Source organism: Aliagarivorans marinus DSM 23064, from assembly GCF_000429485.1.
GTDB lineage: Bacteria > Pseudomonadota > Gammaproteobacteria > Enterobacterales > Celerinatantimonadaceae > Aliagarivorans > Aliagarivorans marinus.
On record NZ_KE386907.1, the window covers coordinates 454,855 to 480,310 of the forward strand.

Sequence of the window (25,456 nt, forward strand, 5' to 3'; positions counted from 1 at the left end):
TAAAGTGCTGAACACCCCACCTATGCGTAATAGTCGATTCCTTCAGCAGCATTAAAGGCAACATCCACCGAAGTAGCCTCGCCATCATCGAACTCACCTGCTGCGCCCTCGCCGCCTTGGGCCCACTCGGGGCGTCCGTCAGAGTGAGCATGTTGCTGCTGATCTTTTTGATGATTAACTTGAGTCTGTCCCAGCTCAATGCCCTGCTGCTGCAGCATCTCGCGCAAGCGCGGCATGCTTTGTTCAAGGGCCTCACGCGCTTGCGGGTTCTGTACCTGGATCTGCACCGATGCCTGATCGTTGTTGGTGACCTGCACGCGGATCTGCATGCTGCCTAGCTCGGCAGGGTCAAGGCGGATCTCCGCGCGCTGCAAGCCCTGGCCTAACATCATCTGCACGCGTTGGTTAAGCTCTTCACCGGCATTGATCAATGCGGGATTGAAGCGCTCTGGCATCGCTTGATTGGCTGAGGCTTGATTCGTCTGATGAAGACCACGTGCTTCACCGGCCTGACTTAGATGATCAACAAAGCCGCGCGTTGCCGCGGTCTCCGGCGCGCTTACTGGCTGCTGAGCGCTCGCCAAGGCGTTTGCGTGCGCGGCGTGCTGCGATTGCTGACCAAACTCGCCAGATTTCTCACCGCCATCTTGAGCGCTAGTGGCAGCCATACCCAGTGCGCTAGCCGCGGCAAGCTCTTTGCCCACATTAAGCTTGCCTTCACTGGCGGCCTTGCTGTCGGATAGCCCCTCGGAGGAGGCCTTCGCCGCTACCACCGACTCGCCAAGTTGCACTTTACCGAGATCACGACCGGTTTGTGCCTCATTCAATTGTCCCTGCAGCTTGGCTTGAGCCAGGCCGTCTTGTTTGAGCTCGGCTTCTGAGCCCTTCTCTAACCCTTTAGTTGCGGCAATTGTCGCGTCTGCATCTGGCTTGTCAGCGCTAACGGGATTGTTGGCTGCAGTTTGAGCAGCCGCCGATGACGAGTTAGCAGGTGTAGCTGGCTCGCCAACAGCATTGGTCGTCTTGGTAGAAGATGTGCTGCTATCACCCTCGCCTTCGGCTGGAGCATGCGTGGACGAGCTGCCTGCCACGGCTGGGTTTTGCGACTGGTTCTGAGCATCAACAGCGCCTGACTGTTCACCTTTAGCAAGGGCTTGGGTGGCTTCATCAGCATTCTCGGTATCGGCTTGTTCGCCCTCCGGTAGCTGCTCTGCAGGTACATCGCCGGCGACAATTGGCTGCTCGCCCGGTTTTACCTGCTCCCCTTCTTCCAGTTCGCTATCGCCGGCTTCTGGCTTGCCTTTTCCGGCATCCAATACGACTTCGGTGTTTTCAGTATCGACAGCAACATCAGGCTCTTCATCGCTTGTAGAATCCGCGTCTGCTTCAATCACTTGGCCTAAGGTACCCTTCGTCCCTTCGTCGACAACTTCTTCAGCAGATTCACCTTCACTATCTCCACCTTGAGCGACCTTAGCGAGCAGCGTTTCTAACTGCTTATCATCTTCACCTTCAATAGCGTCAGCGTTGCCCTGCTTGGCGTCTGCCAACTCGTTGGCCATCGCTTCTGAGGCGCGTAGCTGGGATAGCAGCCCTTCCACCTCACTCGAGGCTTGCGCGCCGCTATCACTGCCGGCATTTGAAATATCACTAGTGGGTTGCGAAGCTTGATTAGCTGCTTGCTCGTTGGATTCGGCTGCGCGAGCGGGAGACTGGCTATCAGACGCGCTTTGGCTTGTGGCCTTACTGTCATCGGACGCTTTAGCATCGGAAGCTTTAGCATCGGCCTTAGCTGAACTTTCCGTTTCTACTTGTTCAGACTGCCCCTTGGCGCTTTTTGCGGTATCAGTGGCGCTTGGCTTGTCAGAGGATGTGCCGCCCTGTTGGCTAAGCAGTTCTTTAAAACCAGAGTCACCGCCAGAGCCGGGCAACTCATTGCCGGGTACCGACTCCACGCCATTGCTGGGGCTAACTTGTGTTAGAAGAAGATCCATCGCTGTCTCGTATTTACCTTATGTATTGCGCGCCTACGGCAGCCGGGGCGGCAAGTTTTATCCGTTTTATCGTTGTTCTGGGCGGTAATCGGGTGGATCAGCCGCTTAGTTGCTACCTGCTTAGAACATCAGCAAAATACATACCAACCGCTAGTTGATTGGGTCAGCATTCCTGAAATGTGCGAACAAGGCATACTCATCCAGTAGTTTTTGCTCGGCTTTTAACTGCGCTTTCTCTTTTTCAGCCACTTGCTTCTCGATCAGCAGCTCCATGGCCCGACGTTTAGCCCGCTGCTCCTGCCACTGTTTGCGACACAGCGAGAGGTTTTGCCGGATCTGTTGGATACTCTGATTCTGCTGCACACTGGCTTGCTCGAGCTTTTGAATAAACATCTGGTATTGGTGGAAGCTTTGCGCCTTGAGGCCATCGGCACCATGTGCCAAGGCCTGCTCTAGATAGCTTCTGCGATATTCTTCCAGATGTTGCAGCTGGCCCTCGAACTGGCGCAGTTGCTGTTGCACCTCCGCCAGCGCCTTCGCTGCGTCTTGCTCTTTTTGCTGGAGCTGCTCAACCATCAAATACAGGGCTTGGCGTGCCATGTTGTCCTCACTACAAGCTGGGAGACCCGGCTGACGGGTTTAGTTTAACCGGGGCGTTGCTGATTGATGTTGGCCATCTGCATGGTTCGCTCCAGTCGCGCCAAACATTCGTCATAGGGTACGACTTCTTTCATGCCTTGTTGCAAGAACTGGTCCAGATGGTTTTTCATGGAGATGGCTAAATCAACCCGAGGATCGGCGCCACGCTGGTAGGCGCCAATGGAGATAAGGTCTTGGTTTTGCTGATACACCGATTTGAGCATCTTAAGCTGGCGGGCCAGGTTCTGATGCCCTTCACTGGTAATGGCGGGCATTACCCGGCTAATCGACTTTTCAACGTCCACCGCAGGATAATGGCCTTCGTCTGCCAGTTGCCGAGACAATACGATGTGACCATCGAGGATCGCCCGCGCTGCATCGGCAATCGGATCTTGCAGATCGTCGCCTTCGGTTAACACGGTGAAAAACGCCGTAATCGAGCCCTGCCCCGGGCCACCATTACCAGCCCGCTCCACCAAGCGCGGCAGCTTGGCAAATACCGAAGGCGGATAGCCCTTGGTAGCCGGCGGCTCGCCAATGGCCAAGGCAATCTCACGCTGCGCTTGGGCATAGCGAGTCAGCGAGTCCATCAGCAGCAATACGCTCTTACCTTGGTCGCGAAAGTGCTCGGCGATGGCTAGGGTGGTATCACAGCCTTTCAATCGCATCAGCGGAGAAGCATCGGCTGGCGCAGCAACAACCACCGCTCGCTCACGGCCTTCGATGCCGAGGATCTCATCAATAAACTCTTTCACCTCACGGCCACGTTCACCGATTAACCCAACCACTACCACATCGGCGGTGGTGCCACGAGTCATCATTCCCAACAGGACCGATTTACCGACACCGGAGCCGGCAAACAGACCCATCCGTTGGCCTTGGCCGACAGTTAACATTGAGTTGATCGAACGCACGCCCACATCGAGCGGCTGCTCAATGGGTTGCCTTGCCATCGGGTTAAGGCGCTCAGCGCTAAGTTTCGCTTGGTGCTTGCTGACCACCGGCCCCAGCCCATCAAGGGGCTGACCCAGACCGTCAATCACCCGACCAAGCAAGGCATCGCCCACTGGAATACCGTGCTGTTCGTGCATTGGGGTCACTCGAGCACCGGGCAATACACCACTAAGTTGCTCACTGGGCATCAAAAATAGCTTGTCGCCAGCAAAGCCAACCACTTCGGCTTCCAGCTCTCCATCGAGGGTTTCAACGGCGCATAGGGAGCCGACAGGAGCTCGGCAGCCGACCGCTTCCAGGGTCAAGCCGACCACCCGGGTAAGCTTACCAGCCACCGTGGGCTTGTTGCGCAGGCTCCCCACCTGATAGCGATTAATCCTCTGAGCTAGATTCATGGTCATGATTCTGTTTAATAAAGGCTTCCAGACTTTGGCGAATGGTGGCTTGCATATCCACTTTCACTGAAGACAGATCGGTTTCTACCAGGCAATCGCCCAGAGCAATCGTTGGGTCGGCCAGTAGCTGCCAATTTTTCTTGTCCAAGGTGTCTTGGGGGAAGGCCTGCTGCACGATCGCTAAATCGTCGGGGTGCAGGCTTATCTGTGCGGTAGCCTGCTGCATAGGCAGCGCGGTGACCGCTTGCTTGACGCTGTGCAGCACCGCCTCGGGGTTGGTGCGTAGCTCTACTTTGACTATCTCAGCGGCCAAGGCCATCGCTAAATCGACCACCTGTTGCTCTACTTCTTGATTAAGCTGTTGCTGGGGCTGATGCAGGGCATCACACAGGCCCTGCCAACGTTCGGCGAGCTGGTCGATTTGCTGTTGTCCCTGCTCCAAGCCTTGGGCAAGCCCTTCAGCATGCCCTTGCTCACGCCCTTCCGCCAGGCCTTGTTCACGGCCTTCCGGCAAGCCTTCTTGATGACCGAGATGCTTGCCCTCGTCATAGCCTTCTTGATAGGCGTTATTGCGGATCTGCTCGAGCTCTTCAAGGCTGACCGGGTGGATCTCAATGACCTCTTCTTCCGGCTCGCTTTCTTTGCCATACCAGCTTGGGTACATGTTAAAGGCGTTTTTAACCGGCTCAGGCTCGGTGTCGCCATCGGTTTTAAACTCGGGAAGCAGCCAGTCTTCGGGCTGGGCTTCAGGTTGCGCTTCAGTAGGCTCGGCGCTGGGCGTGGTTTCGCCTTCGGCTTGCTGAGCCACGTCGTCAAGCAAACTCTCGGCGTAATCGAGGGCCTGTTCCAGCTCGCTGGTTTCAGCTACCTGGTTGGAATCGCCTTGCTCTTGTGTAGCCGCTGGCTCTGGCTGTTCAGCCTGTTGGAACTGCTCTTCAAGGGTGGGAGGCTGGTCACCCTCTGGTGTGTTTGTGTGTTGGTTTGGTGCGTCGGCTTGGGCGGCGGCGTCTTCAGCCTCCAGCTCGGAGAACTGCTCGGCCAAGGTAGCTGGCATCGGCGTGTCTGCCGATGCCTTGGTGTCTTTATCGCTCATCATCTACAGGAACTCGTCCCCGCCACCACCACCGATCATAATCTCACCGGCTTCAGACAGACGACGGGCAATCGATAGGATCTCTTTCTGAGCACTTTCCACTTCGCTGACTTTAATTGGGCCCATCGCTTCGAGGTCGTCACGCAGCATTTCTGAAGCACGTTTCGACATGTTGCCGAAGATCTTCTCTTTGAGGCCATCGTCGGCACCCTTGAGCGCTTTTTGTAGCAGCTCGCCGGGTACATCGCGCAGCAGAGTCTGAATACCACGGTCGTCGATGTCGATAAGGTTCTCGAACACGAACATAAGGTCTTGGATTTGCTGTGCCATCTCTTCGTCGCTCTCGCGGATCGAGTCCATCAGCATGCCCTCGACGTTGGTATCCAAGAAGTTCATGATGTTGGCCGCCGCCTTCAGGCCGCCCATCTTGGCAGCTTGAGCACCCGCTTGACCGGCGAACTGTTTCTCCATGATTTCGTTCAGCTCGGTCAATGCCGCTGGCTGAACTTCTTCGAGGTTGGCAATACGCATCATCAGGTCGAGGCGGATCTTGTCTGGGAACTGCGACAGGATCTCTGCGCTCTGCTCGGCTTCCAAGTACGACAGTACAATAGTCTGGATCTGTGGGTGCTCGTTCTGAATGATGTTGGCCACTTGGCGGGCGTCCATCCATTTCAGTGAATCGAGACCCTTCGCACCGCTACCCATAATAATCTGATCAACCAGACTCGAGGCGCGGTCTTCACCCAGTGCAGCGGTCAGAGCGTTACGTACAAAGTCTTCACTGCCGATACCGATGTTGGTGTATTTCTGGATATCGTCGATAAACTGACGGTGCACCGCAACTACTCGCTCATGGGAGAAGTCTTCCATGGAAGCCATCGCCATACCTAAGCGCTGTACTTGCTTTGGCTCGAGGTGGCGGAAGATCGTCGCTGCGTCATCTTCGTTCAGGCTCAACATCAGGATGGCGGCCCGTTCGACGCCGGACATATCATCCAATATTCTCAGGTCGGTGGTTTCTTCATTTGCCATCGTTAATTACCCAGTCTTTAATCACCATTGCCGCCAGGTCAGGTTCGTTCGCTACCAGCGCACGTACCGCCTTCAACATATCTTCATCTTTGTGTAGGTCAGGCAGTTTCAGCTGACCTTCACGGATACCAAAGTCCATCTCGCCATCGGACATGGTAATCAGGTCCACATCCTCGTCGCCATCGTAGGCAGCCAGTGCGGCATCGAGATCGGTCTCGCCAACATCGTCCTGCTCTTCGCTGTCGATCATGCGTTTCAGCATCGGTCTTACCACCGCAACAATCAGCACAATCAATACCAGCACGCTACCGACGATGCGCATCGCACGCCAGAACCAGGCCTGCTCCCATACCGGTACATCAATATCTGTCAACGCTTCTGGGCGGGAGAACGGTACGGTTACCACCTCTAGGGTGTCGCCGCGAGCCAGGTTGAAACCGACTCCACCTTGCAGCAAACGACGAATAGTAGTCAGTTGCTCGGCGGTACGAGGAATACGGTTGGCTTCGCCGCCCTCACCGACAGGACCATCTATATAGTCTAGTGCAACCGATACGCTGATCCGTTGTACCGCGCCAACTTGTTGACGGGTATGACTGATGGTGGTGTCCAGCTCGTAGTTACGGGTTGATTCGCGGTGCGAGCTGCCCGATTGCATGCTAGTAGTACCGTCTGCGTTAACCTGTTCAGGAATGTCTGCAGGCAGCGGCGGCTGGTTAGTCAAGGCTCCTGGAATACCGATTGGGCCGGGGCCAACGTTGTTATCTTCAACGGTGTATTCCGAGCGCACTGCTGGAAGGTCAGGATTGAAGCGCTTCTGGGTCTGCTCCACCGCAGTGAAGTCGAGGGTCACGTCCACTTCGGCGGTGTAGTTACCCAAACCAACGACGGGCGCTAAGATTGCGTCAATCTTATCGCGGTACTCTTCTTCGCGTTGGCGCTCCATCTCAAACTCGCGACGGGTGCGTGAAGACAGTGGGTCCTGGCTACCTGAGTTAAGAAGGCGGCCGTTTTGATCGGTCACGGTAACACGGCTCGGTACCAGGTTGTGTACCGCTGAGGCCACCATGTCTACGATGGAGTCAATTTCTTCCTGCTTCAGGCCACTGGCGTTGCGCAGATTCACAATCACGGTCGCTGAAGGCTGTTGCTCGCGCCGGGCAAACACGTTTTGCTTAGGGATGGCCAACAATACCCGCGCCTTGCTTACCGAGCGCATCTGCTCAATGGCTGATGCCAGTTGACGCTCACGGCTTAGCTTCAGGCGTTCACCTTCGAGGCGCTGGCTTACACCAAAGCCCATGTCATTTAGCAGGATCTCTTCACCAGCAGGCGTGGTTTCGCTCAGACCAGCGCGACGCAGTCGCAAACGGATATCCTGATACTGCTCGGCGTTAACCAGAACGGTGCTGCCTTCCACGGTGTAAGGGATCTTGCTCTGGTCGAGGAAATCGAGGGTTTGCACCAGCTCATCGGTGGTCATGCTACCGAGTGGGCGCATCTCAGGCTCTTTGGCCCACATCAGCAGGAAAACCGCCATCGCCAAACATACGGCCAGCGCCAAAATTATAATCACCTGGCGCAGCATGTCGGTATTACCCAAAAACGATAACGTTGAGCTTTGCTGCTCGGTGGCAGCTAGCTCGGTGCTTTCGTTATCACCTTCGAGTAGGGCTTGTTCTTGACTCATCGTTCTAATCCTTGGCGTTCAGCTTTCGCTTAAACTGGCATGCTCATTATTTCTTTGAAGGCTTCCATAGCCTTGTTGCGCACTTGAACCGTTGCTTCAAATGCCACACTGGATTTCTGGGCTGCAACCATGACATCACCAATCGATACGCTACGGTCGCCCATATCGAAACGGGTACGCAGGTCGTTAGCTTGTCCTTGTAAGTTGTTCACGTTGTTGATGGCATCGCGTAGCAGGTTGCCAAAGGTTTCGTGGCTGCGATTAACTTGCAGGTCCTGACCTTGGCCAAGGCCGGGAAGGTCTTGGCTTGGCGCTACATTTCGCAGCTCTTGTCCCATTGCCTGAAGTTCGCTAAACAACTGATTTTGCTTAATTTGCATGATAGTTCCTTGATCGCCAATTTACCGACGTGTTTTATTTTTATTGGGTATAAAGCAAGAGGTAAGCCAGATTGCGAGGAACTACTGATATTTTGTGTCTATTGGACACTTGTTAGGCGTTTTGCGTTACTTTCCAGTGCCGCATCGTTGAGGTAGCGCGAGGCGAAGTCACGCTCGGAGATCGGTTTGGAGAACAAAAAGCCCTGCGCCCACTCACAGCCGATAACGGCGGCCAAGTTTGCTTGAGCCTGAGTCTCCACCCCTTCGATAAGCACTTTGTAATTCATGCTTTTAGCAATCATCACCATCGCCTTCACGATGTGCTGGTCGCTGATGTTCTCATCGATTTCCGAGATAAACGCGCGGTCGATCTTCAGCAAGGTCACCGGTAGGTGCTTAAGATACGCCATGGAGGAATAACCGGTGCCGAAGTCGTCGATAGCAATACCGAAACCCGCATTTCGCATCCGTTGGATACTGCTTTTCGCTTCGCTAGGCTGTTCCATCATCGCCGACTCGGTGATCTCGATACACACCCGCTGCGGGTTAATCTGCCATTTCTTGGCATAGCTGATGGCAATGCGCTCCGCATGCCCCAGCGATACGGTTGATGCAGAGAAATTCACCGACAGCTTAAAATCAGCCGGCAGGCGCTGGCTTAGCCGCGCCAATAGCTGCATGGAGCGTTCGAACACCCAACGGTCCAGTTGCAACACCAAGCCAGTCTCTTCGGCCACCGGCACAAACTCCGCCGGAGAGATTGACCCGCTGGCAGTGAACCAACGCACTAGCACCTCGGCACCTATCAAGCGCCTGGAGTCTAAACAAAACTGAGGCTGCAGGTAGAGGGTAAGCTCGTCATTCTCGATGGCTTTACGCAGGCGCGACTCCAGGGTCAGACGCATCATACCGGTCTGACTCAAGCTGGAATGGTAGGCACACACGCTGCTTTCATGCTTCACCGCATGGCTAAGCGCGATATAGGCGTGGCCCAGTAACACGTCGGCACTGAGTGCTTCGGTTTGCGGGTTGTAACTGGCATAGCCGACGTGGCAGCGGGTTAGTAGCTGTAACTGCTCTAAGCGCAGCCATCCACGACAGGTTTGGATAATCAGTTTGGAAAGCGATTGTAGCTTGTCTTCTTCAAGTACCGCCGGGAGCAACACCACGAAATAATGGTGGTGCCAGAAGGCCAGCGTGGCATCGGGATAGCGTTGTTTAATCCGCATATTTACCCGCTTGGCATAGGCTTCTTTGGCGGCTTCACCCAGGCGTTGGCCAAAGTTCTCGTAGATCTCTTCCTGTCTGGGGAAATCGAACATCAACACCGAGATTGGTTTGGCGGCGACCAAATGGTCTTCCAGCATCTGGGTCAGCATATGCCGGTTGGGCAAGCCCGTAGAGTCGTCGTGGGTTTTCCAGTGCTCCAGCTGCGCTTCCAGGCTTTGGCTATGGGCGCGTTGGCGGCGCAGGCTGCGGCGATTAAACAGCCAAATCACTAACAGGACCATTACGCTGCCAATGACCATAATGATTCTGGTCACCGGCAGGTTCATACCGGCTTCTTGAGTCGGGTTTTGCGAGAGCCAGTAATCGTAGCGTTGCTCAAAATGCTTGTCGGATAAGGTAGCGATGCCGCGGTTAAGTAAGTTGAGTAAGATCTCATGCTCATCGGCCACAGCAAAGCGGTGGTACTCCGGCTCGGCAAGCTCCAGGCTCTGCTGAAAACGCCACTGTAGGTTGCTGCGCAGGCGCTGGTTGACTTCATCGCTGCCGCCTAGCACGGCTTGCGCCTCACCCGCTACAACCGCGCCTAGCGCTTGCTGCACATTGCTGAAGCTACGAACTTTAATATCAGGGAACTGCACAAACAGGCGCTCTTGCGCGGCGCTTCCCTCTACCACTGCCACGACGTGCCCAGACAGGCTTTCAAGCTGGGTAATTCGCGGCGCATCGAGTAAGTTAAACAGCGCTATCGGCTGACCAACGGTGGGGCGAGCATAGTGCACAAAGGGAGACAGGCGGCGATGCTGCGGACCACTGGCGAGCATGTCAACGCGCCCCTGTTGCAAGGCTAGAATGGCGTCGGCCAAACTGTCGTAAGGGCGATAGCGAAGGGTTATCTGACTGAGGTTGGCAACGTGGGAAAGCAGTTCGGGCGCATAGCCCTGAGGATTGAGCTGACCATCGATATATTCCAGTGGACCGCGCTGTGAAACGATTGCAACGTCCACTACCGGGTTGCTGTTAAGCCAACGGTATTCCTGTTTGTTTACGACAAAAGTTGATGCCGAGGCAATGTGTATCAGCGAAGCTGCAACCAACGCAACCCACCTAACGACGCTTAACACAAGCTACTTCTTTCCCCAATAAATTACCGACTAAAAATTCATCAATAGTGATTTTTGTTGTAACTACCGACCTGAATTAGCTCACTTTAACCGATAAAAAACCAGAAATCAGCGCTTAGTGCGATTAACTGCGCAATTTAAGATCTAGCGCGGATATTTTTCATCTTGCCCTGCTGAAAAAGGGCCTGATATTCCTCACTCCAGATTAGCGCCTGGCGATTAAACTCTTCCACTTGTTCGTAACTTAACATCAATTGACGCGATGCCCGCTCAGTCAGATACCACTGCCCTTCCTCATAGCGACGGATGGTTTCGAGCATATTGCGCAACGGGCTCGCCTCGTCTTTCAGCAAGGCATCACAAATCTCTTGATCCAGCGGTAAGCTGCTTAACAGATGCTCTAATGGTTTGTCTAAGATCGCGTCCAGCAGTGAGAACAGGCCACAGATAAAGGCTTGCTCCTTGAGGGCCGGGAATTGCTTCTCCGCGACCAGCTCACAGAAACGGGCCCGATGCACCGACAGACGCACCAGCTCCATGGGTTTGGTAGAGACGGTCATAGCACTGGCCAACAGATAAACTAACTTGCGCAGCTTGGCGTTGCCAATGTAAACCACTGCCTGCTTGATTGAGCGGATCTCATTGGTCGCAGGCAGCGAACCTGAGTTCACGAAACGCAGCAGCTTAAACGCCATCCCGGTATCGCGTTCAAAATACGACACGATGCGATTGATGTTGATGTCCTCTTTGGTGGCTTCCACCAACAGGTTGGACACCACCACATCGATCACTTCAACATCGCGATCGGAGTGGATCTCAGGCTTGCAAAAGAAATAGCCTTGGAAGAAATCAAAGCCCATGGCCATGGCTTGCTCTAGCTGCTCACGGGTTTCGACCCGCTCGGCCAACATCTTGATATTGCCGCGCGCCTTCACCTTGTCAAACCAACTGCCCATTTGGTCCATCGGGGTCTTCTGAATATCCACTTTGATCAGTGAGATAAACTTGAAAAAGCGTTGCCACTCGGGGGCGAAGCTAAAGTCATCAAGCGCGAGCTTATAGCCGCGGTGGAACAGTGACTGGCAGGTCTCGTAAACTTCATCGGTGGGTTGAGTGTCTTCGAGGATTTCGATCACCACCTGATCCGGTGGCAACAGCTGCGGCAGGCCTGAAAGCAGTGATTTTTCGGTAAAGTTAATCAGCGCACGCTTACCTTGAGTAACGGCGTTGATACCTTCATTTAATTGAGTCTGAAGGACCATGCGGGAGGTTGCGTGGTGAGGGTCGACACCTTTAGGAAAGACATTCTCCGGGCCATTGCGGAACAACAGCTCATACGCAACCACGCTCTGTTTGCGGTTAAACACCGCCTGGCGTGCTGTATATACTTTCATTAACCAACTTACCGTCACCTGCCAGTTTCAGGGGGAACCTGGCGCTATAAAGGGGGCATCTTTGTGCCCCTTTTGTATCATATTAACAATTAAGCCCCTAAATAGGGAAGTTTAATGCCTAAGTTTTTGTAAGCGCGAGAAATAATCGGGGAAGGTTTTAGAAGTACAAGCTGGGTCATTGATCGTGACAGGCGTGTCGCTTAGCGCAACCAGCGAGAAGCACATGGCAATTCGGTGATCGTTGTAAGTATCAATTTCAGCGTGCTTCAGAGATTTGGACGGTGTAACCTCGATAAAGTCCTCACCTTCTACCACCGATACACCAAGTTTGCGCAGTTCAGTGGCCATCGCTGCCAAGCGATCGGTCTCTTTGACTCGCCAGTTGTAGATATTGCGGATAGCGGTGGTGCCTTCGGCAAACAGCGCGGTGGTGGCAATGGTCATCGCTGCATCGGGGATATGGTTCATATCCATGTCTACGGCTTTGAGCTCGCCTTGGCGGGCAATAATATAGTCATCGCCCCACTCAATATCGGCGCCCATCTTCTCTAGTACATCGGCAAACTGCACATCACCTTGCATGGATTTACGGCCAACGCCGGTCACCTTCACCTCGCCTTTGATGGCGGCAGCTGCTAGGAAATAAGAGGCCGATGAGGCGTCGCCTTCCACCAAGAACTGCTCAACCGCTTGGTAGGTTTGCCCACCTTTGATCACGAAGCGCTGGTAGTCGTGGTTTTCAACGTCCACGCCGAAGCTTGCCATGATCTTCAGGGTGATTTCGATATAGGGCTTAGACACCAGCTCGCCGCTGATCTCCACCTCAAGATCGCCCTCTGCATAGGGCGCAGCCATCAAAAACGCGGTCAAGAACTGGCTGGATACCGATCCATCGATGGTGACTTTGCCGCCTTTAAGCCCAGTACCGGTGATCTTAACCGGTGGGTAGTCTTCGTTTTTTAGGTACTCGACCTGCGCACCTGCTTGGCGCAGGGAGTCTACCAGCGCGCCGATGGGACGCTCTTCCATGCGCGGCTCGCCGGTTAAGGTGAACTCGCCCTGCCCTAAACAAAGCGCAGCGCACAGTGGACGCATGGCAGTACCGGCGTTGCCAAGAAACAACTCCTGGGCTTCAACGCTGGAAAACGGTCGGCCCAAACCTTCCACTTTACAGGTGCGCTTATCATCGCTCAGCTGATAGCTGACACCCAAAGATTTCAAGGCGTTGAGCATATGGCGAATGTCATCGCTATCGAGCAAATTAGACAGCGTGGTGGTACCTTTGGCCAGCGCGGCCAATAGCAGAGCGCGGTTTGACACACTCTTCGATCCCGGAAGGTTCACTTCCCCATTTACTGCCGCAATCGGCTGTAAAGTTAATTGTTCCATGTAGGCATTTATCCTTGTTCGATCAGCAAGTCTAAGGCTTGCATAAAGCGTAGATTTTCATGTTGGGTGCCAATACTGACACGCAAGTACCCCGGCATGTTATAGGCGCCAACCGGGCGCACAATCACCCCTTGCTCAAGCAAGAATTGATAGCAAGCTTGGGCATCGCCCTGCGGGGCGAGGAAGCTAATAAAGTTACCCTTGGATGGGATGTAGGTGATTTCGTGTTGCTCGAAATACTGCTCCAACGTCTCCATCTCTACCTGATTGAGCTTAACGCTCTCGGCAACGAAGGCTTGATCGGCCAGCGCGGCTTGTGCCGCTGCCAAGCTCAGGCTGTTAACGTTGAACGGCTGGCGCAGACGGTTCATCAGATCGGCAATCTGTTCGCTAGAGATTGCATAGCCCACGCGCAGCCCCGCCAAGCCGTAGGCCTTGGAGAAGGTGCGGGTAATCACCAAGTTCGGATACTCTGCCAACCACTTCACCGAGTCGATGCGCTCGGCATCAGACAGGTATTCGTTGTAGGCCTCATCGAGCACCACCAGAACGTTGTCCGGTACTTTCGCTAAAAATGCAGCGATGCTGTCAGCACTTAAAAAGGTACCGGTAGGGTTATTCGGGTTGGCGATAAACACCATGCGAGTGTTGTCGGTAATCGCTGCTGCCATCGCATCCAAGTCATGACCCCAGTCTTTAGCAGGCACCGCTACCGCTTTAGCGGCAATTGCTTGGGTGACCAAGGGGTAGACCACGAAAGCGTGATCGGAGAACACCACCTCGTGCTCCGGGCTCACGAACACCCGGGCGATCAGCTCAAGCACATCGTTGGAGCCATTACCGAGGGTAACTTGACTCGGTTGAACACCCAAGAAGTCTGCCAAGGCTTGTTTTAGGTAAAAGCCATTGGAGTCTGGGTAGCGAGCAATCTCACTGGTAGCATCAATAATCGCTTGTCTCGCCGCCTTGCTCATGCCCAAGGGGTTTTCATTGGAGGCCAGCTTAACGATATCGGTAATCCCTAGCTCGCGCTCCAACTCCTCGGTGGGCTTACCGGCTTGATAAGGATGCAGCCCTTGAATCCCGATATTTGCCAATGCTTTGAAATCGATAGTCACGGTTATCTCCTAGCCATTGCGCTTCTCAAAGTCGGCCATAAAGTCGACCAACGCTTGCACGCCCTCAAGTGGCATGGCGTTGTAGATTGAGGCCCGCATACCGCCGACAATGCGGTGGCCTTTCAGCGTGAGCAGGCCAGCGGCGGCAGACTCTTTCAAGAAGTCACCGTTCAAGGCCTCATCGGCCAACTGGAACGGTACGTTCATCTTTGAGCGGTAGGCTGGTGCTACGCCATTGCGGTAAAAGCTGCTGCTGTCGATAGCGCCGTAGAGTAACTCGGCTTTGGCTTGATTCAGTTTCGCTACAGCATCCAGCCCGCCCAGTTGCTTAAGCCACTTGAATACCAAGCCCGCCAGATACCAAGCATAGGTTGGCGGAGTGTTATACATCGAGCCTGATTTGGCCAAGGTGGCGTAGTCCATAATCGACGGGGTGTGGATGTTAGCCTTACCCAGCAAGTCTTCACGGACAATCACAATCGCCAAGCCAGATGGACCGATGTTCTTTTGCGCGCCGGCATACACCACACCAAAGCGGCTAATATCGAGCGGCTGAGACAAAATGGTGGATGAGAAGTCGCCCACCAGTGGCAGGTCGCCAACAGCTGGGATCTCATCGATTGCAATACCTTCGATGGTCTCATTGGGGCAGTAGTGCAGGTAGGCAGAATCTTCATCAAACTGCCAGTCACTGCTCGGCAACACCGCAATACGGCCTTGCTCATCGCTGGTGAGGGCATCAAACTCGCTGATCTCGGCATATTTCTGCCCTTCGTCAACGGCGCTCTTCGACCACTGGCCGGTGGTGATAAAGCTGATGGATTGCTTGTCGCCCAGCAGGTTAAGTGGCGCCGCCGCAAACTGACCGCGGCCACCGCCTTGGCAGAACAGTACTTTGTAGTTGCTCGGCACATTGAGCAGATCGCGCAGGTCTTGCTCGGCTTGCTCGGCCATTGCGATGTAATCGGCGCTGCGATGGCTGATCTCCATCACCGACACGCCCATCTCTTGCCAGTTAGTAAATTCTTGTTGTGCTTGTTGCATCACCGCGGCAGGCAGCATCGCTGGACCGGCGCAGAAATTGAAAACCTTGCTCATTATGTTGTGACCCCCTGTCTACTTCTTATCAATACGAATAGGCCATTCGTTGCAATCTTACGGTCAGGCGACAGTATGCCTGACTTGTAGTTAAAAACTGTATTTGTACCAAAAGCGGTATTTGTATTAGAAATAAAACGAGCGGCCAAGGCCGCCCGTTTATGGTTATGCTTCTGGTTCGCTCGGCGGCGCATCGCCACCTTCAGCGGTATCGCCGTCAGCCTCAGGTGCCACTGGCGCTTCGCCTTCGCCCTCACCGTCAACTAATGCGTCGTCGAGTTCTTCCTCTTCGACTTCATCGATACGCTGCAGACCCACTACGTGCTCATCGTCGCTGGTGCGAATCAAGGTCACGCCTTGGGTGTTACGGCCAACCCGAGAGACTTCGCCTACACGAGTACGTACTAAGGTGCCCGCATCGGTGATCATCATAATCTCGTCACCTTCGGCCACTTGTACCGCGCCAACGACCGAGCCATTACGCTCGCTCACCTTAATTGAAACCACACCCTGAGTAGCACGGCTCTTAGCTGGGTACTCAGTGATCTCGGTACGCTTACCGTAGCCGTTTTCGGTCACCGTCAGGATATCGCCATCGCCATTTGGCACGATGAGCGAGACCACTTTCTGGCCATCGGCCAGTTTGATACCGCGAACACCGGCTGCAGTACGGCCCATTGGACGCAGGGCAAACAGCTCTTCGCCAGTCTCAGGGTCGCGTTTCACCTCACCGGTTTCGCTGTCGCGCAGCTTCTCGTTGAAGCGCACCACTTTACCGGCGTCTGAGAACAGCATGATGTCGCTCTCGCCATCGGTTAGCGCCACACCGATTAACTGATCGTCTTCGTTCAAGTTAATCGCGCGGATACCGCTAGATAGCGGACGGCTGTATGCACTGAGCGGAGTCTTCTTCACGGTACCGTTGGCGGTGGCGAACAGGATGAACTTGTCATCAGCGTATTCGCGTACCGGCAGAATCGCGGTGATACGCTCATCGGCTTCCAGCGGCAACAGGTTCACAATTGGCTTACCACGGGCCTGACGGCTCGCTAGTGGCAACTGGTAGACTTTCTGCCAGTACACCTTACCGGCGCTAGAGAAGCACAGAATGGTGTCGTGGGTGTTGGCCACCAGCAGACGCTCAATAAAGTCTTCATCCTTCATCTTGGTGGCTGATTTACCCTTACCGCCACGGCGCTGGGCTTCGTAATCAGCCAAAGCTTGGTACTTGACGTAGCCTTCGTGTGACAGGGTCACTACCACGTCTTCTTCGTTGATCAGGTCTTCCAGCGAGATATCGGCGCTGTTGGCAGAGATCTCGGTGCGGCGATCGTCACCAAACTGATCTTTCACTTCTACCAGCTCATCGCGGATCACTTCCATCAAGCGCTCTGAGCTGTTCAGGATGTGCAGCAACTCAGCGATTAGCTCAAGCAAGCCCTTGTACTCGTCAAGGATCTTCTCGTGCTCAAGACCGGTTAGCTTGTGCAGACGCAGGTCCAAGATAGCCTGCGCTTGGGTTTCGGTCAGATAGTACAGGCCATCACGGATACCGTATTGCGGCTCCAGCCAATCTGGGCGAGCCGCATCGTCGCCGGCGCTCTCCAGCATGGCCTTAACACCACCGAGCTCCCAGCCACGAGCCACCAACGCAGCTTTCGCTTCGCTTGGGGTTGGCGAGGTTTTAATAAGCTCGATGATCTCGTCGATATTTGCCAGTGCAATCGACAAACCTTCCAAGATGTGGGCACGGTCACGGGCTTTACGCAACTCGTACACGGTGCGGCGGGTCACCACTTCGCGGCGGTGACGGACAAAGCACTCTAGCATCTCGCGCAGATTGAACACTTTAGGCTGGCCATTATCCAGCGCCACCATGTTCATACCGAACGATACTTGCATCTGGGTTTGTGAGTACAGGTTGTTCAGTACCACTTCGCCCACGGCATCGCGCTTGAGTTCGATAACGATGCGCATGCCGTCTTTGTCTGACTCATCGCGTAGCGCGCTGATGCCTTCAATCTTCTTGTCTTTAACCAGCTCGGCAATCTTCTCGATCAAACGCGCCTTGTTCACCTGATACGGGATCTCGTGAACCAAGATGGTCTCTTTGCCTTCTTTACTGGTAACCACCTCAGCCTTGGCGCGGATAGATACCTTGCCACGGCCGGTGCGGTAAGCCTGAATCACGCCAGCACGGCCGTTGATGATACCTGCGGTCGGGAAGTCCGGCGCCGGGATGTAATCCATCAACTCATCAATGGTGATCTCAGGGTTTTCGATCATCGCCAAACAACCGTTAACCACTTCGTTAAGGTTGTGTGGCGGAATGTTGGTCGCCATACCTACGGCGATACCAGACGAACCGTTAACCAGCAGGTTAGGAATGCGGGTAGGCAATACCTCAGGAATGCGCTCAGTGCCGTCGTAGTTGGGCACGAAGTCAACGGTTTCTTTGTCTAAGTCAGCCAGCAGCGAGTGTGCCAGCTTGGCCATACGAATTTCGGTATAACGCATTGCCGCTGCAGAGTCGCCGTCGACCGAACCGAAGTTACCTTGGCCGTCGACCAGCATGTAGCGCAGGGAGAAAGGCTGGGCCATGCGCACAATGGTGTCGTATACCGCGCTGTCACCGTGGGGGTGATATTTACCGATTACGTCACCGACCACACGGGCAGATTTCTTGTAGGGCTTGTTCCAATCGTTGCCCAGTACGTTCATCGCGTACAGCACCCGACGATGCACCGGCTTCAAACCATCGCGGACATCTGGCAGGGCGCGTCCTACAATCACGCTCATCGCATAATCAAGATACGAACTCTTTAGCTCGTCCTCGATATTGATGGGTGTGATCTCTTTTGCAAGATCGCTCATAGAAGACTAAATCCTTCCTTTTTATTGCTTTCGTACTATTACTCAGCGTAATCGCAAACTTTACCATAATAAGCGATGCGTAACAGGCACATATTTCGTGATTGAACTGAAAATATTGAAAAACTAAACACAGACCCGCAAACTGAGAGTTCGGTCCGCACTCTTCTTCGTATTCATGCACGCGGTACCTAAGGAACACGGTTGTAAAAGATGGACACTACAGAACATTCGAGTAATGTCGACCACGACGAAATTGCCCACTTTGCCTCGCTCGCGGCCCGTTGGTGGGATGAAAACGGTGAATTTCGCACTTTACATCAGATAAACCCGCTCCGATTGGACTATATCGAAGCGGCCAGCGACGGCTTGTTTGGCAAGCGCGTTGCCGACATCGGCTGCGGCGGCGGCGTGTTGGCCGAGAGCATGGCCAAGCGCGGCGCAAAGGTGCTCGGTATTGACATGGGTCAAGAGCAGATCGAGGTGGCGAAACTGCACGCGCTGGAGACTGGTACGAAGCTTGAGTACCAACAAAGCACAGCCGAGGCGATTGCCGAGCTGCACGCAGGCGAGTTTGATGTGGTCACCTGTATGGAGATGCTCGAGCATGTCCCCGATCCATTCTCGGTGGTGGCGGCCTGTGCCAAGCTGGTTAAACCCGGCGGCGCAGTGTTTTTCTCCACCATCAACCGCAACCTCAAAGCCTACGCGATGATGATTGTCGGCGCCGAGAACATCGCCAAGATCGTCCCCAAAGGCACTCACAGCTACGATAAGTTTATTCGCCCCTCCGAGCTCTTGGCGTGGTGCGATCAGCAGCAGCTCAACTGCCAAGACCTGAGTGGAGTGCGTTATCTACCAGTATTAGAGCAAGCAAGCCTAAGCCGGGATGTTAGCGTTAACTACATGACGCATCTTAGCAAGGCCGAACAGGCTTGAGCGGCGCAGTTCGAAAGCAGCTCGAAAATAACGCTTGGTAACTCGCAGCAGCGACACAAGGAAGTAAGCAATGGCAACGCAAGCGGTTTTGTTTGACCTCGATGGCACCCTGCTCGACACCGCGCCGGATATGCGCGATGCCGCCAATGCGGTGCTCTGCTCGCTCGGTTATCCAGAGATTTCCATGGAGACCGCCCGCCAGTACAGCTCAGATGGCTCACTTGGCCTGCTGCAGCAAGGGCTAGGTGACGACTACTCACGGTTTGCAGCAAGCGAGCTGCGCCAGCACTTCCTCGACGCCTATCAACTGCAGCTAAATCGCGCCACTCGTCTGTTCCCCGGTATCGAGCACTGCCTGAACTGGCTGATAGGAATGGGGATCCCCTGGGGCGTTGTGACCAACAAACCGGCCCGCCCGACCCATGCACTGCTGACCGATTTTGCCATCTTTAAGCAGGCTGCGGTGGTGATTGCTGGCGATACCTTAGATAAACGCAAGCCCCACCCCAAACCGCTGCTACATGCCGCCGAGCAGATCGGCGTGGCTCCCTCGGCCTGCAGTTACTTTGGCGACGCCGAGCGTGATATCCAGGCCGCGAATGCGGCTGGCATGACATCGGTGGTGGCACTGTGGGGATATTTGCGCGAAGACAGCGGGGTAAACGACTGGCAAGCTCACCATCAGTGCGCGACAAGTGAGCAGTTAAGTCATTGGATTGAACAAACTTTAACACTTTGACGACAGCAGTGAATTTTTGACAAAAAATTTAGCTTTCGTGATCGCTCCCTAAATTTGACCCACGTCAATTTGCAGCTCCCGCGTCGCCCAAGGAGCCATTGGTTAGCGAACACTAACCAATTAAATTTATCCTCCAGTTATACACAGATTTCACACCGCGGCATCCCCTTGCTAAAAACGCCAAACCTCATTATCTTGTATTCAGAAATGAAAAAAACACTATATGTTGTGGGTCGCTTATCAGTGACCCACAATTCGTAAGGATATTCAGGACACTCCATGAACGACAATCTGCTAGTCACCAAGCGTAACGGTCAAAAGGAAGCCATCGACCTCGATAAAATCCACCGAGTCATCTCTTGGGCTGCTGAAGGGCTCGACAAGGTTTCGGTATCTCAGGTCGAACTCAAGTCTCACATCCAGTTCTATGAAGGCATTGCCACCAAAGACATCCACGAGACCATTATCAAGGCCGCCGCTGACCTTATCTCCCAGGAAACCCCAGACTACCAATATCTGGCCGCGCGACTAGCTGTATTCCACCTACGTAAAAAAGCCTATGGCCAGTTTGAGCCACCGACGCTCTACGATCATGTGGTGAAGCAGTGTGAAGCAGGCCGCTACGACATGCACCTGCTAAAAGACTACACCCCGGAAGAGTTCGCTCAGATGGACGAGTTTATCGACCACTGGCGCGATATGAACTTCTCTTACGCAGCAGTGAAACAGCTGGAAGGTAAATACTTGGTACAAAACCGGGTGACCGGCGAAGTGTTTGAGAGCGCCCAGTTCCTATACATCCTGGTCGCCGCGTGTTTGTTCGCCCACTACGACAAGTCAGTGCGTCTTGACTACATCCGCCGCTTCTACGATGCCACCTCGCTGTTTAAGATCTCGTTGCCAACACCGATTATGTCGGGCGTCCGCACCCCAACCCGCCAGTTCAGCTCTTGTGTACTGATCGAGTGTGGTGACAGCCTGGATTCTATCAACGCCACCGCGTCAAGCATCGTCACCTATGTTAGCCAACGCGCCGGCATCGGTATCAACGCCGGTCGCATCCGTGCACTAGGTAGCGAGATCCGTGGCGGTGAAGCCTTCCACACCGGCTGTATTCCTTTTTATAAGTACTTCCAGACCGCGGTGAAATGCTGCTCGCAAGGCGGCGTACGTGGCGGCGCAGCCACCCTGTTCTACCCGTTCTGGCATCTGGAAGTGGAATCGCTGATGGTGCTTAAGAACAACCGCGGCGTTGAAGACAACCGAGTTCGCCATATGGACTACGGCGTGCAGCTAAACCGCCTGATGTACCAACGCTTGGTTGAAGGCGGCGACATTACCCTGTTCTCGCCAAGTGACGTACCGGGCCTGTACGATGCCTTCTTTGAAGACCAAAACGAATTCGAGCGCCTGTACAAGCTCTATGAGCAAGACAGCAGCATTCGCCAGCAGAAGGTGAAAGCGGTTGAGCTGTTCTCGCTGCTGATGCAAGAGCGCGCCTCCACCGGCCGTATCTACATCCAGAATGTGGACCACTGTAATACCCGCAGCGCCTTTGACGCCAAGCAAGCGGCAGTGCGCCAGTCAAACTTGTGTATGGAAATCACCCTGCCAACCAAGCCGCTGGAGCACGTGCATGATGAAAACGGCGAGATTGCCCTGTGTACCCTAAGCGCCTTTAACTTGGGCGCGCTGGAATCTCTGGACGAGCTGGAAGAGCTTAGCGAGCTGGCAGTACGCGCTCTTGACAGCCTGCTGGATTACCAAGACTACCCGGTACTGGCAGCGAAAAAAGGCTCTGATGCCCGCCGCACCTTGGGCATAGGCGTGATTAACTACGCCTACTACCTGGCCAAGAACGGCGTACGCTACAGCGACGGCAGCGCCAATGGCCTGACTCACCGCACCTTTGAAGCGATTCAGTACTACCTATTGAAGGCTTCAATGAACCTGGCCAAAGAGCAAGGCGCTTGCCCGCTGTTCAACGAGACCAACTACGCCAAGGGCCTGATGCCTATCGATACCTACAAACGCTCGCTAGATAAGATCTGTGATGAGCCTTTGCATCTGGACTGGGACGGCCTGCGTAAAGAGATTATGCAGCACGGTCTGCGTAACTCAACCCTGTCGGCGCTGATGCCGTCAGAGACCTCGAGTCAGATCTCAAACGCCACCAACGGCATCGAGCCGCCACGTGGATATGTGAGCGTAAAAGCCAGTAAAGACGGCATTATGAAACAGGTGGTACCAGAGTTCGACCGCCTGCATAACAACTATGAGCTGCTGTGGGATATCCCCAACAACGATGGCTACCTGCAGCTGGTTGGTGTGATGCAGAAGTTTGTCGACCAAAGTATTTCAGCCAACACCAACTACGATCCGGCGCGCTTTGCCGATGGCAAGGTACCGATGAAGCAACTGATTGGCGACCTGCTAACCGCCTATCGCTACGGTGTGAAGACGCTGTATTACCATAACACCCGTGATGGCGCGAAAGACCAGCACGAATTGGCCAACAAGCCAGAACCAGAAGATGACGACTGCGCCGGTGGCGCCTGCAAAATCTAGGCAACTGAGAACCGAGAATAACTAGGACGCAAGCATGAGCTATTCAATTTTTACCCAACAAGCGAATGACGCCACCAAAGAGCCGATGTTCTTCGGCCAGCCGGTTAACGTTGCCCGTTACGATGTTCAGCGCCACGAGATCTTCGAGAAGCTGATTGAGAAACAACTGTCGTTCTTCTGGCGCCCAGAAGAGGTGGATGTAAGCCGCGATCGCATCGACTTCAACGCCCTGCCCGCCCACGAGCAGCATATCTTCTTGAGTAACCTCAAGTACCAGACCCTGCTCGACAGCATTCAGGGCCGCTCGCCCAACGTGGCGCTGCTACCACTGGTCTCCTTGCCGGAGCTGGAAACCTGGATTGAAACCTGGGCCTTTAGCGAAACCATTCACTCGCGCTCATACACCCACATTATCCGCAATGTGATGAACAACCCTTCCGAGGTGTTCGACGACATTCTGGAGAATGAAGAAATCATCAAGCGCGCCAATGATATTGCCGGCTACTACGATGACCTCATCCAACACACCTCGCTGTACCACCTGTATGGCGAAGGCGAACATGTGGTCGATGGCGAAACCATTAGCGTGACCAAGCGCGAGCTGAAGAAGAAGCTCTACCTGTGCCTGATGTCGGTGAACGTACTGGAAGCCATCCGTTTCTATGTGAGCTTCGCCTGCTCGTTTGCCTTTGCCGAGCGTGAGCTGATGGAAGGTAACGCCAAGATCATCAAGCTGATCGCCCGCGACGAAGCACTGCACCTCAGCGGCACCCAACACATGCTCAACTTAATGCGCGAAGGCAAAGACGACCCAGAGATGGCCGAGATTGCCAAAGAGTGTGAGGTTGATGCGTGGCGCCTGTTCACCGACGCCGCCGAGCAAGAAAAGCAGTGGGCCAAGTACCTGTTCAAAGACGGCTCAATGATTGGCCTGAACGAAGAGATCCTATGCCAGTACGTCGAGTACATCACCAACCAACGTATGCAAGCGGTTGGCCTGCACCCATGCTTTGAAGAGCGCTCTAATCCGATCCCATGGATTAATGCTTGGCTGGTCTCTGACAACGTACAGGTTGCACCGCAAGAAGCCGAGATCAGCTCTTACCTGGTCGGTCAGATCGACGCCGCCATCGCCGCCGATGATTTCGAAAACTTCGAGCTGTAATGAGCAAACGTAACGAAGGCCGCGTGATTGCCGGAGGTATTGAGGTCGTGGTGGATGCCCACCACGACAGCATCCTCAGCGCCCTCGAAGAAGCTGGCTTTGCCCCTGAATACCATTGCCGGGAAGGTGTCTGTGGTGCTTGCCGCTGCACCCTCGAATCCGGCGAAGTGGAATACCAGCAAACACCGCTGGCCAATGTGCCGCCCGGTCAGGTACTCAGCTGCTGTAGCCGCCCTAAAGGCACCGTAGCCCTCAAAGAGCGCCCTCCGCTAAAACCGCGTATCGCCTCCTGACCTGCGATTTACTTGAGCCAGACTTAAGTTTTTAATGATTCGACAGATATACTAGGCATACCTTGGGCAACCACTCTCGTTTCATGACTCGTTCGATTACTGCTGTTACCACCGGCGTGCTATTACTGTGCTGCTCTGTTGCGGCCTATGCCTGGTTTAGTAAATCCAACAACTTCACCGAGCCACAGATCTGCCGCGCCACCATCGCCACCGCCAACTATGTGCGCCAGCTGGGAGAGGTCACCGCAGTGAATGCCGATCAGGGCCTCTACCAAATCGACAACCAAGGGGCGAGCCGTCAAGTCGCTTGTAGCATCTCTGAGCTAAGCGTTTATATCGACCAGCAATCCAATTGGCAGTATCGGGTGGAGCGCGGGCAGCTACAGATCATCGAGGTCAAGCCTAACCTGCCGTTGCGGGTGCGTCAGTTTAACGAAGCCCAGTTGACCCACCCCAAGGTTAGGCTCTCCCAGCACAATCTGCCTAATGCCTTTTTGGAGATGTTTGGCGAGGGCTACGATACCGATCAGTTAGTGCAACATAGTGTGGCCCTACTCAAGGCGAATCACATCTGCGGCGAGCTGGACGAGCTGCAGCTACTTGAAAAGAGCGAGCAAAGCGATGCCGATTTCCGCGCCCAGGCGCGTCTACTACAGCCATACGTGCTGCATATCGTGCAAACCAGCGATATTCCGACCGAAATGAGCATGGAAGTGCGCCAGCAAATCAGCCGTTTCGCTCAGGATTATCACGAAAATACACCGCGGATATTGGAATGGCTAAATCAGAGCGAGTCGGCATTGCCCATGGATCAGCGCTTACTTGCGTTCCACTTGGGCGATCTCGCAAAAGAGAATCGTCAACTTCGCTTGCCAAACTCATGTCAAGAAGTGGTGTTACAATCAAAAGAACTTGGGCAAACATTGTAGATTTATCTGCTAAATATCAGCTAAAGTATTGATTGATAGCATTATAATGATAAGGGAGTGCCTTAAATGGTCACTGACAGCGATGGCTACGTAGACTTAATTAACTTTTTAGCAGACAACCTGGCCATATTTGAAAAGACTCAGCCGCATCAAAATCCGTTGACGGTGTGTGACTACGTTTCTGAGAAACTCTCAGAGAGCGTGATGCTGGTATGCCGTCAACACGAACACCTCGAGAGCGATCACCGCTTTATCGTTATCCGCGAGATCGACGCCATCGTGAATGATTTGGAACAAGTGCTATCCAGCGTTTGGATGAAGAGCCCTACCCAGCAACAGCAGCAGTTTATCGATGAGTTTGTCGGCCTTATCAAGAACATGTTCGACAACGAGCTTATCGCCCTCGACCCTATCTGAGCTTC

20 protein-coding genes are annotated in these 25,456 nt (G+C 54.2%); 7 read left to right on the top strand and 13 right to left on the bottom strand.

The features are described 5' to 3' along the window. Positions 1-20: 20 nt before the first annotated feature. The 13 genes from G461_RS0116505 to gyrA all read right to left on the bottom strand — a co-directional run bounded on the left by G461_RS0116505 (position 21) and on the right by gyrA (position 18,404). On the bottom strand, positions 21-1,994 hold the full coding sequence (locus G461_RS0116505) for a flagellar hook-length control protein FliK (RefSeq protein WP_026972665.1): 1,974 nt from the start codon (positions 1,992-1,994) through the stop codon (positions 21-23). 150 nt (positions 1,995-2,144) lie between these two features. Further along, positions 2,145-2,594 (bottom strand): flagellar export protein FliJ, encoded by a 450-nt coding sequence (fliJ, locus tag G461_RS0116510; RefSeq protein ID WP_035480469.1) that lies wholly within the window; start codon positions 2,592-2,594, stop codon positions 2,145-2,147. Positions 2,595-2,638: 44 nt separating this feature from the next. Then, the gene (fliI, locus tag G461_RS0116515) at positions 2,639-3,982 is read right to left on the bottom strand and encodes a flagellar protein export ATPase FliI (RefSeq protein WP_211236289.1); all 1,344 of its coding nucleotides are present in this window, start codon (positions 3,980-3,982) and stop codon (positions 2,639-2,641) included. Next, the gene (fliH, locus tag G461_RS24520) at positions 3,960-5,078 is read right to left on the bottom strand and encodes a flagellar assembly protein FliH (RefSeq protein WP_051333625.1); all 1,119 of its coding nucleotides are present in this window, start codon (positions 5,076-5,078) and stop codon (positions 3,960-3,962) included. The genes fliI and fliH overlap by 23 nt, the downstream gene beginning before the upstream one ends. Then, a complete protein-coding gene (gene fliG / locus G461_RS0116525; RefSeq protein WP_026972668.1) occupies positions 5,079-6,110 on the bottom strand; it encodes a flagellar motor switch protein FliG in 1,032 nt (343 codons plus the stop codon). Further along, positions 6,100-7,800 carry a flagellar basal-body MS-ring/collar protein FliF gene (gene fliF / locus G461_RS0116530; protein ID WP_026972669.1) on the bottom strand — a complete coding sequence of 567 codons (1,701 nt, stop codon included), beginning with the start codon at positions 7,798-7,800 and terminating at the stop codon, positions 6,100-6,102. The genes fliG and fliF overlap by 11 nt, the downstream gene beginning before the upstream one ends. A 29-nt stretch (positions 7,801-7,829) precedes the next feature. Further along, positions 7,830-8,180, bottom strand: coding sequence for a flagellar hook-basal body complex protein FliE (fliE, locus tag G461_RS0116535; RefSeq protein WP_026958096.1), 351 nt, complete (start codon positions 8,178-8,180; stop codon positions 7,830-7,832). A 98-nt stretch (positions 8,181-8,278) separates the two neighbouring features. Beyond that, positions 8,279-10,414, bottom strand: coding sequence for a putative bifunctional diguanylate cyclase/phosphodiesterase (locus G461_RS0116540; RefSeq protein WP_169727271.1), 2,136 nt, complete (start codon positions 10,412-10,414; stop codon positions 8,279-8,281). A 254-nt stretch (positions 10,415-10,668) separates the two neighbouring features. After that, positions 10,669-11,925 (bottom strand): EAL and HDOD domain-containing protein, encoded by a 1,257-nt coding sequence (locus tag G461_RS24525; protein WP_051333626.1) that lies wholly within the window; start codon positions 11,923-11,925, stop codon positions 10,669-10,671. Positions 11,926-12,036: 111 nt separating this feature from the next. Further along, positions 12,037-13,314 carry a 3-phosphoshikimate 1-carboxyvinyltransferase gene (gene aroA / locus G461_RS0116550; protein WP_026972671.1) on the bottom strand — a complete coding sequence of 426 codons (1,278 nt, stop codon included), beginning with the start codon at positions 13,312-13,314 and terminating at the stop codon, positions 12,037-12,039. An 8-nt stretch (positions 13,315-13,322) separates the two neighbouring features. Continuing rightward, positions 13,323-14,432 (bottom strand): histidinol-phosphate transaminase, encoded by a 1,110-nt coding sequence (hisC, locus tag G461_RS0116555; protein WP_026972672.1) that lies wholly within the window; start codon positions 14,430-14,432, stop codon positions 13,323-13,325. Between the two features lie 9 nt (positions 14,433-14,441). Then, entirely contained in the window at positions 14,442-15,530 is a 1,089-nt protein-coding gene (serC, locus tag G461_RS0116560; RefSeq protein WP_026972673.1) for a 3-phosphoserine/phosphohydroxythreonine transaminase, read from the bottom strand. A 165-nt stretch (positions 15,531-15,695) separates the two neighbouring features. After that, complete coding sequence (gene gyrA, locus G461_RS0116565) at positions 15,696-18,404, bottom strand: DNA gyrase subunit A (RefSeq protein WP_026972674.1); 2,709 nt, start codon at positions 18,402-18,404, stop codon at positions 15,696-15,698. Positions 18,405-18,614: 210 nt separating this feature from the next. Here gyrA and ubiG point away from each other — a divergent pair, with 210 nt between their 5' ends. The 7 genes from ubiG (at position 18,615) to G461_RS0116600 (ending at position 25,451) form a co-directional block, all read left to right on the top strand. After that, the gene (ubiG, locus tag G461_RS0116570) at positions 18,615-19,340 is read left to right on the top strand and encodes a bifunctional 2-polyprenyl-6-hydroxyphenol methylase/3-demethylubiquinol 3-O-methyltransferase UbiG (RefSeq protein ID WP_026972675.1); all 726 of its coding nucleotides are present in this window, start codon (positions 18,615-18,617) and stop codon (positions 19,338-19,340) included. 70 nt (positions 19,341-19,410) lie between these two features. After that, positions 19,411-20,079, top strand: a complete 669-nt coding sequence (gene gph, locus G461_RS0116575) for a phosphoglycolate phosphatase (protein WP_026972676.1) — start codon at positions 19,411-19,413, stop codon at positions 20,077-20,079. A 279-nt stretch (positions 20,080-20,358) separates the two neighbouring features. Next, the gene (nrdA, locus tag G461_RS0116580; protein WP_026972677.1) at positions 20,359-22,647 is read left to right on the top strand and encodes a class 1a ribonucleoside-diphosphate reductase subunit alpha; all 2,289 of its coding nucleotides are present in this window, start codon (positions 20,359-20,361) and stop codon (positions 22,645-22,647) included. A 34-nt stretch (positions 22,648-22,681) separates the two neighbouring features. Further along, positions 22,682-23,812 (top strand): class Ia ribonucleoside-diphosphate reductase subunit beta, encoded by a 1,131-nt coding sequence (gene nrdB / locus G461_RS0116585; protein ID WP_026972678.1) that lies wholly within the window; start codon positions 22,682-22,684, stop codon positions 23,810-23,812. Further along, positions 23,812-24,105 carry a class I ribonucleotide reductase maintenance protein YfaE gene (yfaE, locus tag G461_RS0116590; protein WP_051333627.1) on the top strand — a complete coding sequence of 98 codons (294 nt, stop codon included), beginning with the start codon at positions 23,812-23,814 and terminating at the stop codon, positions 24,103-24,105. Before nrdB ends, yfaE begins: the two co-directional genes overlap by 1 nt. Before the next feature lie 83 nt (positions 24,106-24,188). Further along, positions 24,189-25,034: a hypothetical protein gene (locus tag G461_RS0116595; RefSeq protein ID WP_026972680.1), complete on the top strand. Its 846-nt coding sequence runs from the start codon at positions 24,189-24,191 to the stop codon at positions 25,032-25,034. A 66-nt stretch (positions 25,035-25,100) separates the two neighbouring features. Further along, complete coding sequence (locus G461_RS0116600) at positions 25,101-25,451, top strand: DUF3802 family protein (RefSeq protein ID WP_026958108.1); 351 nt, start codon at positions 25,101-25,103, stop codon at positions 25,449-25,451. The last annotated feature ends 5 nt before the right edge of the window (positions 25,452-25,456 follow it).

Excerpts from the sequence above, each read along its gene's own strand:
- fliH (WP_051333625.1), bottom strand. The coding sequence starts at position 5,078 with ATGATGAGCGATAAAGACACCAAGGCATCGGCAGACACGCCGATGCCA.
- fliF (WP_026972669.1), bottom strand. The coding sequence starts at position 7,800 with ATGAGTCAAGAACAAGCCCTACTCGAAGGTGATAACGAAAGCACCGAG.
- yfaE (WP_051333627.1), top strand. The coding sequence starts at position 23,812 with ATGAGCAAACGTAACGAAGGCCGCGTGATTGCCGGAGGTATTGAGGTC.
- nrdB (WP_026972678.1), top strand. The coding sequence starts at position 22,682 with ATGAGCTATTCAATTTTTACCCAACAAGCGAATGACGCCACCAAAGAG.
- fliG (WP_026972668.1), bottom strand. The coding sequence starts at position 6,110 with ATGGCAAATGAAGAAACCACCGACCTGAGAATATTGGATGATATGTCC.
- G461_RS0116600 (WP_026958108.1), top strand. The coding sequence starts at position 25,101 with ATGGTCACTGACAGCGATGGCTACGTAGACTTAATTAACTTTTTAGCA.
- serC (WP_026972673.1), bottom strand. The coding sequence starts at position 15,530 with ATGAGCAAGGTTTTCAATTTCTGCGCCGGTCCAGCGATGCTGCCTGCC.
- G461_RS24525 (WP_051333626.1), bottom strand. The coding sequence starts at position 11,925 with ATGAAAGTATATACAGCACGCCAGGCGGTGTTTAACCGCAAACAGAGC.
- gyrA (WP_026972674.1), bottom strand. The coding sequence starts at position 18,404 with ATGAGCGATCTTGCAAAAGAGATCACACCCATCAATATCGAGGACGAG.
- fliE (WP_026958096.1), bottom strand. The coding sequence starts at position 8,180 with ATGCAAATTAAGCAAAATCAGTTGTTTAGCGAACTTCAGGCAATGGGA.
- aroA (WP_026972671.1), bottom strand. The coding sequence starts at position 13,314 with ATGGAACAATTAACTTTACAGCCGATTGCGGCAGTAAATGGGGAAGTG.
- ubiG (WP_026972675.1), top strand. The coding sequence starts at position 18,615 with ATGGACACTACAGAACATTCGAGTAATGTCGACCACGACGAAATTGCC.
- fliI (WP_211236289.1), bottom strand. The coding sequence starts at position 3,982 with ATGAATCTAGCTCAGAGGATTAATCGCTATCAGGTGGGGAGCCTGCGC.
- gph (WP_026972676.1), top strand. The coding sequence starts at position 19,411 with ATGGCAACGCAAGCGGTTTTGTTTGACCTCGATGGCACCCTGCTCGAC.
- G461_RS0116595 (WP_026972680.1), top strand. The coding sequence starts at position 24,189 with ATGACTCGTTCGATTACTGCTGTTACCACCGGCGTGCTATTACTGTGC.
- G461_RS0116505 (WP_026972665.1), bottom strand. The coding sequence starts at position 1,994 with ATGGATCTTCTTCTAACACAAGTTAGCCCCAGCAATGGCGTGGAGTCG.
- nrdA (WP_026972677.1), top strand. The coding sequence starts at position 20,359 with ATGAACGACAATCTGCTAGTCACCAAGCGTAACGGTCAAAAGGAAGCC.
- fliJ (WP_035480469.1), bottom strand. The coding sequence starts at position 2,594 with ATGGCACGCCAAGCCCTGTATTTGATGGTTGAGCAGCTCCAGCAAAAA.